Raw genomic sequence first — 11,027 nt, forward strand, 5'->3', positions numbered from 1 at the left:
GGGAGTGGTGCGATGGAGATCGCCGCGAGGCCGCACGAGACCGCGAGGTCACGGCGTGGCCGTTCGTCGCCCGAATCCAGCGTTCCGGCCTGGGGTTTAAGCAGGCGGAAAGCGCCGACCTGGACGGGAAGACGCACCGGAGAATTGGGCCTTTCCCGGCGGAAGGAAGGTCCTCACTCTCAGTTCAGGTGCGTGTCAACACCTAGCCCGCGCGCCTGAGGAGGACAGGGTGCAACGCCGCTTAGTCATCCTGCTGGCCGTCCTGGGACTGATCTGCCTGACCGGCATGACCGGGGCGGGAGCCTCTGCCGAGCCGCCGCCGAACAGGCAGTATCGGGTGGAGGGGCCGGCCAACGCCCAGCAACGCAGCGCCGTGGCCGCGACCGGCGCCGCGATCGACGAGGTGACGAAGGACTCCGTCCTCATCACCGCCACGGAAGCCGAGATCGCCGCGATCAAGAAGCTCGGCTACCGGGTCTCGGAGGTGCCGCGCCCGTTATCCCCGTCCGGTGTCAGGACCTTTGACTTCCCGCCATCGGACTCGGCCTACCACAACTACGCGGAGATGACCGCCGACATCGACGCGCTCGTCGCCGCCCGCCCCTCCATCGCGAGCAAGTTCGTGTACGGGACGTCGTACGAGGGCAGGCAGCTGATCGGCGTCAAGATCAGTGACAACGTGGGCACGGACGAGGCGGAGCCGGAGGTGCTCTTCACGGCCCACCAGCACGCCCGCGAGCACCTGACGGTCGAGATGGCGCTGTACATCATGCACCTGCTCGCCGACAACTACGGCACCGACACCCGGATCACGAACCTGGTCAACAGCCGCGAGATCTGGATCATGCCGGACCTGAACCCGGACGGCGGCGAGTACGACATCGCCGCCGGCAGCTACCGCTCCTGGCGCAAGAACCGGCAGCCCAACAGCGGCTCGTCGGCGGTGGGCACCGACCTGAACCGTAACTGGGCCTACAACTGGGGCTGCTGCGGCGGCTCGTCGGGCTCGACGTCGAGCGAGACCTACCGGGGCGCGTCGGCCGAGTCGGCCCCAGAGGTCAAGGCCGTGGCCAACTGGGTGCGCGGCCGTGTGGTCGGCGGGGTGCAGCAGCTCAAGTCGCACATCGACTGGCACACCTACAGCGAGCTGATCCTGTGGCCGTACGGCTACACGTTCAACGACACCGCGCCGGGCCTGACCCAGGACGACCGCGACGCCCACGCCACCCTGGGCCAGAACATGGCCTCGACCAACGGCTACACCCCGGAGCAGGCCAGCGACCTCTACATCACCGACGGCACCATCGACGACTGGCTGTGGGGCGTGTACAAGATCTTCAGCTTCACGTTCGAGATGTACCCGGTGGGCTCCAGTCCGGGCTTCTACCCGCCCGACGAGCAGATCGTCCCGCAGACCACCCGCAACAGGGAGGCCGTGCTCCGCTTCCTCGAATACTCCGACTGCGTCTACCGGATCATCGGCAAGGAGCCGCAGTACTGCGGCACCGGCAACCCGCCGGTGACCATCTACTCCGACACCTTCGAGACCGCCACGGGCTGGACCGTCAACCCGAACGGCACCGACACCACCACCTCCGGCCAGTGGGAGCGCGGTGACCCCCAGGCCACCACCTCCTCCGGGGCCAAGCAACTCGGCACCACGGTCAGCGGCAGCAACGACCTGGTGACGGGCCCCCTGGCCGGCTCCTCGGCCGGGACGTACGACATCGACGGCGGGGTCACCTCGATCCAGTCGCCGCCCATCACGCTGCCGGCCGGAGGCACGCCGAGCCTGTCGCTGTCGTGGTACCTCGCCCACGGCTCCAACTCCTCCAGCGCCGACTACTTCCGGGTCCGGGTGGTGGGCAACACCACGACGACCGTGTTCCAGCAGGCCGGGGCGGCCTCCAACCGCAACGGCGCCTGGAGCGTGGCCACGGCGAGCCTGAGCGCCTACGCGGGCCAGACGATCCGCATCCTCATCGACGCGGCCGACGCGTCGGGCGCCTCCCTCGTGGAGGCGGGCGTCGACGACGTGCGCATCACCCAGTAGTCCCATCCCGCACGGCAGAGCCGAGAAGGGGCCACCCGCCGCGCCCGGCGGGTGGCCTCCGGCATTACGCCCGCCGGGCCCGTGCGTGGCCGGCCGGTTCCCCGGCGTTGTTTGGGTCTTGTAAGGACCTGGAGTCAGGACTACCATCGCGGCAACTCTTAGGAAAGTTTCCTAAAGGAAAGCGATCCGCCCTCAGCCGGTCCGCCTCGAAGGAGGCGGGCCGTGCCGCACGGCTTGCGTTCTCACCCCCCGACGCGAGCCGTGCGGCACGCCACCACCCGGACCGTCAAGCCGCACCCCCCAGGGAATGCCATGAGATTTCGTCGCATGTTCCTCGCCTTGGCCGCCGCCCTGGCCATGATCGGAGCCGGGCTCGTCACCGGCGCGCCGGTCGCCCACAGCGCGGTGCTCTTCGCCGCCCCCCAATGGCAGGCCTGGACCTCCTACACGGCCGGCACCCGCGTCACCTACAACGGCGTCGAGTACGAGTGCGTCCAGAGCCACACCTCCCAGCCCGGCTGGGAACCGCCCAACGTGCCCGCCCTGTGGAAGGTCGCCGGCGGCGGCCAGAACCCCGGCGTCCCCTCCACGCCCGGCACCCCGAGCGTCACGAGCACCACCAACAACTCGATCTCCCTGTCGTGGGGAGGATCGTCGGGCACGGTCACCGGCTACCGCGTCTACGAGGGCGCCACGGTGCGGGCCACGGTCACCGGCACCTCGGCGACGATCGGCTCGCTGGGCACGTGCACCACGCACACCTACACCGTCAAGGCGTACAACGCGGTGGGCGAGTCCGCGGCCAGCGGGCAGGTCACCGGCACGACCAGCGGGTGCACGGGCGGTGGTGGCGGCGCGATGCCCGGCGCCCCCTACCTCTACATGGGCTGGGGCAACCCGCCCGCGCCCGCGAGCGTGATGAGCGCGACCGGCGTGAAGTCGTTCACCATGGCGTTCATCCTGTCGAGCGGTGGCTGCACCCCGGCCTGGGACGGCCAGCGACCGCTGACCGGCGGCGCCGACGCGCAGGCGATCTCCGCCATCAAGGCCGCGGGCGGCAGCGTGCAGATCTCGTTCGGCGGCTGGCAGGGCAACAAGCTGGGCCCCAACTGCTCCACCCCGCAGGCCTTCGCCGGCGCCGTGCAGCAGGTCATCAACGCCGTCGGCCCCGCCGTGGTCGACTTCGACATCGAGAACACCGACGAGTTCGAGAACTACACCGTCCAGGACCGCATCCTCAACGGCCTCAAGATCGTCAAGCAGAACAACCCGAACGTGAAGGTCGTCGTCACCTTCGGCACCACCACCAGCGGCCCCAACGCGCACGGCATCCGGCTGATCAACCAGTCGAGGGCGCTCGGCGTGCCGATCGACAACTACACGATCATGCCGTTCGACTTCGGCAGCTCCAACATCTACCAGGACACCGTCAACGCCTCCGAGGGCCTGAAGAACGCCCTGAAGAACGCCTTCGGCTGGACCGACGCCCAGGCGTACGCGCGGATGGGCATCTCCGGCATGAACGGCCTGTCCGACCAGCAGGAGCTGACCACCCCGGCCACCTGGACGCAGATCAGGGACTGGGCCAAGGCCAGGGGCCTGACCAGGCTCGCCTACTGGTCCGTCAACCGCGACCGCTCCTGCCCCGGCGGCGGCGTGGTCTCCAACTGCAGCGGCATCTCCCAGGGCGAGTGGGAGTTCACCAGGATCACCGCCGGCTTCTAGCCGGGCGATGACCGTCCCCGCCTACCTCAGCACGACCAGCTGAGTGGGCTTGAGGGGGAGGCCCGGGCCCGGCGGCCGGTACGTCGGCAGGGCCTCCCCGTACTCGTGCATCCACGCGTGGTCCACCAGCAGCCGCATCCGCCTCTCGGCGGGAATCACCTCGGTCTCCACCGGGACGGGCTCCACGTGGTCCACCGCCAGCTTGGCCACCGCGTCGGCCACCAGCCGCGCGTCGGGCGGGGCCAGATCGCACCGGTCGTCCGGGCCGATCAGCAGCTCCACCTCGGGCGGCATCGGGTGGATCGGCCGGGGGATCGCCAGCACCCGCGGCGAGGGCGCCATCGGCAGCCCGTCGCGCACCGCCTCCAGCAGCACCGACCGCGGCGTGCGCCCGCTGAGCACCCCGTCGGCCAGCGGCCAGCACAGCCGGCCCACGTTCGCCTCGTCCTCGCCGCCGGTGTGCAGGCACAGGTAGGGCATCAGCGGCACGCCGGTCCCCGCGCCCGGCTGCGCCCACCCGCTCCCGCACCCGGTCAGCACCAGCAGTGCCAGCATCGCCCGGTAGGCGGTATCGGCATGCGCCGTCTCCAGCCGTCCCGGCACGATCACGCACCGCCCGCCGGTCTGCTCGGCCGTCGCCCCCAGCTCACGCGCGGCCTTGATCGTGCGCGCGGCCGGAACCCCCGTCAGCGCCTCCTGCCAGGCGGGCGTGTACGGTTCGCGCCGGTCGTCGTAGTCGCCGGGCCAGCAGCCGGGCAGCCCGTCACGGACCACGCCGTACGCCGCCAGCAGCAGGTCGTACACCGTCGTGGCCAGGTGCTCGCCGTCGCGCACCACCGGCACGCCCCGGTTGAGGACCCCCGGGCCGTCGTCGAAGCGGGGCAGCAGCACCTCGACCGCGTCGCCGCCGTACACGCTCAGCCGCTCGGCGGGCCGTCCCACCACGCCGTCGGCCACGAACCCGCCGCCCCGCTCGCGCAGCCGAACCAGGAACGGCAGGTCGGTGCGCTCCATCGCGTGCGCGGCGAACGCCGGCCGGTCCAGGAAGAACTCCTTGAGCAGCACGTGCCCCATGGCCATCGCCAGGGCGCCGTCGGTGCCGGGCCGCACCACCAGCGTCTCATCGGACAACCGCGTCGGATGCGGGCCGATCGCGACCACCTTCTGGCCCTTGTACCGCCCGGCGATCACCCAGGGGGTGTCGGGCGTGCGGGCGAGCCGGTTGTTCTCCCCCCACAGCATCACGTGCGCGGCGCGTGCCCAGTCATCGGCCCGCGGCCCGCGGAAGCCCCGGCCGAGCATCTGCTCCGGGGCGCTCGGCTGCTCGCTCAGCACCGCGCCGCCGAGCCCGCCGACCAGCCCGGCCAGCGGAGAGGTGGCCAGCGCCGCCACCCGGTCCGCGCCGTGCTCGGCGGTTGTGTGCACGATCGCGGCGGCGGTCAGCTCGGCCGCCGTATCGTCGTCGAGCGGAACCCGCCGGCCACCGCGGGCACGTCGGTACAACTCCGAGTTTCCTGTGAGTTTCGCCCAGGCGGCCACCGGGTCGCGAAGCCCGACTTTCACCTCGAAATAGAGCCTGACCAGTGCCTGGTTGACGTGCGATCCCCCCATGGGAAAAGTTCAGCACAGACGGTGATGGTCTATCGCGGTACGACCCGCCATGTCGGGGATAAGAATCACCAGGCCGAGTCGCAGCATCCAGAGGAGTACGGCAGGCTAGAGCCGCCATGGATTACGCAGTTCTCACGGGGATTGTCCTCGTTGCCGGAGTCGTGTTCGCCCTGATTGCCCAGTGGCGCGACTGGAGACCACCTCTCCTCGTCGCCATCCTCGTGGGCATCGCAGTGCGCGTGTTGCTGCTGTTCACCGCGGCCAACGACTCCTGGCAGCCGGTCGACTTCATGGAGAGCTTCCGGCCCGCGGGCGAGGCCGTGCTCAACGGCGAAGACCCCGTGCTGGCCAGCGAGGGCGGCTGGCACTTCCTGCCGACGATCCCCTACGTCTACGGGATCCTGCTGTGGCTCGGCATCCCATGGGAATACGCCGGGCGCCTGGTCACCGTGGTCGCCGACATCGTGCTGATCCCGCTGGTGGCCAAGCTGGCCGGCGGCCCCAAGGCGTCGCTGCGCGCCCTGCAGTACGCCCTCAACCCGCTCGCCCTGCTCGTCGCCTCCATCCACGGCCAGGTCGAGCCGGTCGCGCTGGTCTTCGGCGTGGCCGCCTTCGTGGTGGCGCGCGGCCCCGGCTCGCCCGACCGCGTCGGCGTCACGACCCGCGTGGTCGCGAAAGTGCGGCGCGGCATGTCGGCCTACGACTTGCGCAGCGGGCTGCACCGGATGCTCGGATCCGGCGGCCTGCTGCACCGGGCCCTGCTGCCCGGCGCCACCGACCGGGCCGACCTCAAACGGGCCGCGCTGGCCGGGCTCCTCATGGGCCTGGCGCTGTGCGCCAAGAGCTGGCCGATCTGGCTGATCCCCGGCATGCTGCTGCTCCTGCCACATCTGCGGGCCAGGGTCGCCGCCCTGTTCGTCACCGGCCTGGTGCCCGTGTTCTTCCTGGTCACGCTGCCGATCTTCGCGGGCACCCGGCTCGACCAGATCCCCGAGGTCATCAACACGATCCAGGACATCCGGCCGATCGTCGGCGAATGGGGCTGGACCCCCCACTTCACCGAGGGCAACTGGGACCTGAGGCCCGAGCTGGCCTCGTTCGGCACCAACCTCATCTACCTCTGCGTCGTGGGCGTGGTGCTGATCTGGCGGCGCGCCGACCCGATCGACATGACCACGGCCATCCTGCTCATCTTCATGGTCGTCACGCCCCGGCTCGGCGCCCAGTACCTCCTGTGGTTCATGCCGTTCCTGGTCGCCCGGCCCACCAGGTGGGCCTGGCCCGCGATCATCGGGGTCTCGTTCTGGGCGGCGTACGGCTACATCTACATGACGCAGTTCGACACCAACACCTGGTGGGCGCTGCACGCCGACTGGTCCCGCGCGTCGATCGTGCTGCTGCCGCTGCTGGTCATGGCCATGCCGTGGGGCCGCCGCGCCCCGGCGGCCCCACAGCTCGCCCCGCCCGTCAGGACACGCGAGACGTCATCGACCTAGCCGGCGCCACAGGACGACCCACTGGTCGGGATGGACATGTCCCACCACGGCCCCACGGGCGATGCCCGCGGCGCCGAGGGCCGCGTCCACACCCTGGTAGCGGGTCCTGAGCGAGGCGCGCAGCGAGCCGCCCACCCCGCCGAAACCGAGCTCGACCAGCCGCTGGTAGTCACGGCGTGATTCGACCAGCGGCTCCGGGCGCCGCTCGATCCGCAGGACCGCCGAGTCGACCGACGGCACCGGCCGGAAGCTCTGCCTGCCGATCCGGTCGCCCAGCCGCCAGTCGAACCACGGCCACGACTCCACCGTCACCAGGCTCCACCGGCCGTAGTCGCCGGAGCGCTTGCGGGCGTACTCCAGTTGGGTCACCAGCGTCGCCGAGGTGAGAGCCGGAGCCCGCAGGCACCAGCTCACGATCCTGGACGTGACCGAGTAGGGGATGTTGCCGACCACCGCGAACGGCTCGCGCGGCGGCCGTGCGGCCGTGAAATCGCCTCTGACCACGTCGATCCTCGGATCGTCGCGGGTCCGTGAGGCGAGCCGACCGGCCAGCCTCGGGTCGATCTCGTAGCCGACGACCCGCGCCCCGGCCTCGGCCAGCGCCCTGGTCAGCACGCCCTCGCCCGAGCCCGGCTCGAGCACCAGCCCCTCCGGCGCGGCGGCCTTGACCACCAGCTCCAGGGCTTGCCGGTCGACCAGGAAGTTCTGCGACAGGACACGCCTGGCCTGATCACGGGATGTGCGGGCACCGCCGTTCCGGGCGGCCTTTCCCTGAGCGCGCGATTGGGTATGCGAATAATTTCCGTGCGCGAAATTCTGCGCCACAGCTGCCCTTCCGGGTCCTCGAGATGAATGGATCTCTCGAAGGGCCCTGGGCGCGCCTGCGGACGCCTTGCCTGATGGACGTCCGCTAGCGGGCCAGAGCCCGGCTCCGGCGCAGACGCATGAAACAGATTCCGATCATTCCATCTCCCCACATGCCGGCCAGGCTAGACAGCGGCCGAGGCGCGGGGCAACGCATTTAACCGCGGCGGCGAGACCATCAGAGCGCCGCGCGGTGAAGAGCGGGCTCGTCCGATTTCGACAAGAGATTCCCCGCCTCCGCCGGTAACTTCGTGGCCATGGACCCACGAGAGCGGGCGGAAAGGTACCTGCAACTGCACGGGCGGCTGATCGACAGGCTCAGATTCGAGGTGCTGTTCGCCGGCGGGCCGCGAGAGCGAGTGCTGGCCGCGCTGCGGTGCTACCAGAATCCCGACGGCGGGTTCGGCAACGCCCTCGAACCCGACCTGCGCGGCGCGGGCAGCCAGCCCGAGCCCGTCGAGGTGGCCTTCCGGATCCTGGACGAGCTCGACGCCTTCTCCGACCCGATGGTGCCGGCCGCCTGCGACTACCTGCTGTCGGTGACCGCCGGAGACGGCGGCGTGCCGTTCGTGCTTCCCAGCGTCCGTGACACGTTCCGGGCTCCCTGGTGGGAGAGCGGCGACGATCCGCCCGGCAATCTGATCCCGACCGCCTCGATCGCCGGGCTCCTGCACGAGCACGGCATCGCCCACCCATGGCTCGGCCCGGCGACCGAGTTCTGCTGGACCGCCATCGCGCGCGTCCACCGGACGAGTCCGTACGAGGCCAGGGCGATCCTCGGGTTCCTGGAGAGGGCGCCGGACCGACGGCGGGCCGAGGCGGAGTTCGGCAGGCTCCGCGACGCCATCTTGGCGACCGTCGCGTTCGACCCGGACACCCCTGGCGACGCGCACTTCCCGCTGGACTTCGCGCCCGCTCCGCTCCGGCTGCCGCTGTTCGAGCCCGAGACCCTGGACCGGCATCTGGACACGCTCCTTGCCGCCCAGTCCCGGGAGGGAGGCTGGAACGGCAACTGGGAGATGTGGACCCCGCTGGTCGAGCACGAGTGGGGCGGCCACGTGACGGTTGAGCGGCTCAAGACCCTGCGCGACTACGGCCGCCTGGACGCCTGAGTGAGCCCGCCGCGGTTCTGTCGGTGGGCTCGCATAGCGTGGAGGCATGTACGAGGAACGGCCCCCCGCGCCGTGGCTCGCCGAGCGCGTCGTCTGCGAGTGGCGCCAGGTCAGCGAGACCGACTCGACCCAGCTGGTGGTGCCCGACGGATGCGTCGATCTCATCTGGGGTCCCGACGGGCCCTTCGTGGCCGGTCCCGACACCGGCCCGATGTCCACCCCGATGCGCGCGGGAGACACGTTCACCGGCATCCGCTTCAGGCCGGGGGCCACCGGTGAGGTGTTCGGCGTCCCGGTCCACTGGTTGCGCGACCAGCGGGTGCCCCTGACCGATCTCGACGCGTTCCCCGAGCTCGCGACGGAGATGCCGCAGGAGCGCCTGCGGGCCATGCGGGCGGCGATCAGCGTCCGGCTCCGGCAGACCCCACCACCCGATCCCGCGGCCCCGGCCATCGTGGCCGCGCTGCGGTCCGGGCTGTCGGTCCACGAGGCCGCCCGGAAGCTCGGCTACAGCGAGCGGCAGCTGCATCGCCGCAGCGTGGCTGGGTTCGGCTACTCACCGAAGACGTTGCAGCGGATCGTCAGGTTCCAGCGTGCCCTGCGGCTCGCCCGGTCCGGGGTCCCCCTCGCGGAGGTGGCGGTGACGTCGGGCTACGCCGACCAGGCGCACCTGTCTCGCGAGGTCAGGCGGTTGAGCGGGGTGTCGCCGCGCCTTCTGGCGGCCTAGCGTCCGCAGGCGGGCTGCCCGATATGAGAGCGGCCGCCCACTTCGCGCGCGGGTCGCTGTCGACCAGCAGCGCGCGTGTGAGAAGGCTCAGCGGGATCGCGAGCAGGGCGCCGAGCGGCCCGAGGACGAATGCCCACACGATCAGCGAGATGAACGTCATCGTGGTCGACAGCCCCACCGCGTCACCGAGAAACTTCGGCTGGATGAAAGACTGGATCACGACGTTGATGGCGATGTAAGCCGCTATCACCAGGAGCATCTGCTTGGGCCCGCGGTCGAGGAGGGCGAGCATCGCGGGCGGGATCAGGCCGAGGACGAAGCCGATGTTGGGGATGTAGTTGGTGATCAGCGCGAGGACACCCCAGAGCAGCGGAAGCGGCACCTCCAGAAACGACAGAGCCGCCACGTCCAGCGTCGAGCAGATCAGGCCGAAGATCGTGGAGACGATCAGATAGCGCCTCGTCTTGTGCGCGAACAAGGCGAGCGCGGTCACCAGCTGCGGCTTCCTGTCCTGGCCGGTGGCCAGGATCCTGGCCGTCACGGGCGCGTCCAGGCACATCGCGAGCAGCAGCACCACGATCAGAAACAGACTGGACAGCACGCCCAGCGTGCTCGACAGCAGAGTCTGCGCGATCCCGAGGATCCGGGCGGGGTCGAGCGTCTCCAAGGCCTTGTTGATCTGTTCGTTGCTGACGCCGTGGCTGGTGGCGAAGTTCTGGGCGTCGGCGAGCAACTGCTGAAACTGTTTCGTGTACGTCGGGAGCAGCGAGGCGAGCTGCGCCACCGAGATCGTCAGCACCGCGACCATCCCGAGCAGCACGGAAAGCACGATCAGGAACGGCACCGCGACCTGGAGCCAGGCGGGGGCGCCATGGCGGGCCAGCCAGTCGCGCACCGGCGCGACGGCGATGACCAGCACGAGGGCCAGGATGACCGGGCCGAGAATCGACGCCACCTCGCGCAGCCCGAAGAGGGCGATCACCGCGCTGGCGATCCCCAGCAGGACGATGAGCGCTCTGGGCACGGGTTGATCGAACACGGCCTCTATCTACCCGGGCCAGGCCGTCAACACCGGCCAGGAGCGGCCAATCCGTTGATTTGACGGTTCTCGGAGTGCTGCATAGAGTTCACCAGGCCCGAGGGGACGACGATGATCGTCGATCGATCGAGGGTCTCCTCCTAGCCAGACCAGTCAGTGGATCACCATGTCCGCGACCCGCCCGATTGACAACGGGCAGGGGCTGGAGTAAGTTAGAGGGGTTGCCCTGGGAACGGGGTGGTGTTCGGTTTCAGCTGGTCAGGCTGGTTCGGGTGAATTTGACACGGATCTGGGTGGCTGGAAGGATTTAGAACACAGCAGTACGAAATGAAATGAAATGTGCGCCTCTGAGCGGGGTCTGGGTTTTCCGGGTTTCTGTGAGGGTGTACGCGTCCGTTTC

8 protein-coding genes are annotated in these 11,027 nt (G+C 70.0%); 5 read left to right on the plus strand and 3 right to left on the minus strand.

What is annotated here, in order from left to right:
* Positions 1–229 precede the first annotated feature (229 nt).
* Complete coding sequence (locus AB0C16_RS29675) at positions 230–2,053, plus strand: M14 family zinc carboxypeptidase (RefSeq protein ID WP_357687501.1); 1,824 nt, start codon at positions 230–232, stop codon at positions 2,051–2,053.
* 327 nt (positions 2,054–2,380) lie between these two features.
* Entirely contained in the window at positions 2,381–3,778 is a 1,398-nt protein-coding gene (locus AB0C16_RS29680) for a carbohydrate-binding protein (RefSeq protein ID WP_357687503.1), read from the plus strand.
* A gap of 21 nt (positions 3,779–3,799) precedes the next feature.
* Here AB0C16_RS29680 and AB0C16_RS29685 read toward each other — a convergent pair whose 3' ends face one another.
* The gene (locus tag AB0C16_RS29685; RefSeq protein WP_357687505.1) at positions 3,800–5,389 is read right to left on the minus strand and encodes a molybdopterin-dependent oxidoreductase; all 1,590 of its coding nucleotides are present in this window, start codon (positions 5,387–5,389) and stop codon (positions 3,800–3,802) included.
* Between the two features lie 161 nt (positions 5,390–5,550).
* On the opposite strand from AB0C16_RS29685, the gene AB0C16_RS29690 reads away from it, so the two are divergent.
* Positions 5,551–6,885 carry a hypothetical protein gene (locus AB0C16_RS29690; protein WP_357687507.1) on the plus strand — a complete coding sequence of 445 codons (1,335 nt, stop codon included), beginning with the start codon at positions 5,551–5,553 and terminating at the stop codon, positions 6,883–6,885.
* Here AB0C16_RS29690 and erm read toward each other — a convergent pair.
* On the minus strand, positions 6,874–7,710 hold the full coding sequence (gene erm / locus AB0C16_RS29695) for an ErmE/ErmH/ErmO/ErmR family 23S rRNA (adenine(2058)-N(6))-methyltransferase (RefSeq protein ID WP_357687509.1): 837 nt from the start codon (positions 7,708–7,710) through the stop codon (positions 6,874–6,876). The genes AB0C16_RS29690 and erm overlap by 12 nt on opposite strands.
* Before the next feature lie 296 nt (positions 7,711–8,006).
* On the opposite strand from erm, the gene AB0C16_RS29700 reads away from it, so the two are divergent.
* On the plus strand, positions 8,007–8,861 hold the full coding sequence (locus AB0C16_RS29700) for a hypothetical protein (RefSeq protein WP_357687511.1): 855 nt from the start codon (positions 8,007–8,009) through the stop codon (positions 8,859–8,861).
* A gap of 46 nt (positions 8,862–8,907) precedes the next feature.
* Positions 8,908–9,588: a helix-turn-helix transcriptional regulator gene (locus AB0C16_RS29705; RefSeq protein WP_357687513.1), complete on the plus strand. Its 681-nt coding sequence runs from the start codon at positions 8,908–8,910 to the stop codon at positions 9,586–9,588.
* On the opposite strand, the gene AB0C16_RS29710 is transcribed toward AB0C16_RS29705, so the two are convergent.
* Positions 9,545–10,612 (minus strand): AI-2E family transporter, encoded by a 1,068-nt coding sequence (locus AB0C16_RS29710; protein WP_357687515.1) that lies wholly within the window; start codon positions 10,610–10,612, stop codon positions 9,545–9,547. The genes AB0C16_RS29705 and AB0C16_RS29710 overlap by 44 nt on opposite strands.
* Positions 10,613–11,027 lie beyond the last annotated feature (415 nt).

The organism is Nonomuraea sp. NPDC048916 (assembly GCF_040649575.1).
In the GTDB taxonomy this organism is placed as follows: domain Bacteria; phylum Actinomycetota; class Actinomycetes; order Streptosporangiales; family Streptosporangiaceae; genus Nonomuraea.

Excerpts from the sequence above, each read along its gene's own strand:
- AB0C16_RS29680 (WP_357687503.1), top strand. The coding sequence starts at position 2,381 with ATGTTCCTCGCCTTGGCCGCCGCCCTGGCCATGATCGGAGCCGGGCTC.
- AB0C16_RS29685 (WP_357687505.1), bottom strand. The coding sequence starts at position 5,389 with ATGGGGGGATCGCACGTCAACCAGGCACTGGTCAGGCTCTATTTCGAG.
- AB0C16_RS29700 (WP_357687511.1), top strand. The coding sequence starts at position 8,007 with ATGGACCCACGAGAGCGGGCGGAAAGGTACCTGCAACTGCACGGGCGG.
- AB0C16_RS29705 (WP_357687513.1), top strand. The coding sequence starts at position 8,908 with ATGTACGAGGAACGGCCCCCCGCGCCGTGGCTCGCCGAGCGCGTCGTC.